This window comes from Stenotrophomonas sp. SrG, from assembly GCF_050031795.1.
GTDB lineage: Bacteria > Pseudomonadota > Gammaproteobacteria > Xanthomonadales > Xanthomonadaceae > Stenotrophomonas > Stenotrophomonas rhizophila_A.
This window is the reverse complement of sequence record NZ_JBNBBE010001078.1, coordinates 1-240: the sequence shown is the minus strand read 5'-3', so window position 1 is coordinate 240 and position 240 is coordinate 1. Positions and strand designations below refer to the sequence as shown.

General features: G+C 64.6%; 1 pseudogene. It reads left to right on the top strand.

Annotated features, from left to right (window positions below):
- A pseudogene (locus tag ACQG3P_RS22795) lies at window positions 1–240 on the top strand (hypothetical protein); the annotation flags it as partial.

Below are 240 nucleotides of genomic sequence, written 5' to 3'. Positions count from 1 at the left end.
GCTGATCTGGACGCGCTGTTGGTCGATCCGTTCTATCGGGATTTAGTGATTTATGTGCACCCACGCGGTATACGTCCGGTGGGCTATCTCATCGCACGCCTGCTCGACCGCAATCCGCGCTCGCCGTTCGCGTTCGAGCTGGGCCTGCACTGCCTGCACACCACGGTGTACCACCGCTGGAGCCAGGCGCGGCTCCAGCGGTGCGCGGCTGCGTCGACGCATTCGCAGACCGAGGAACGG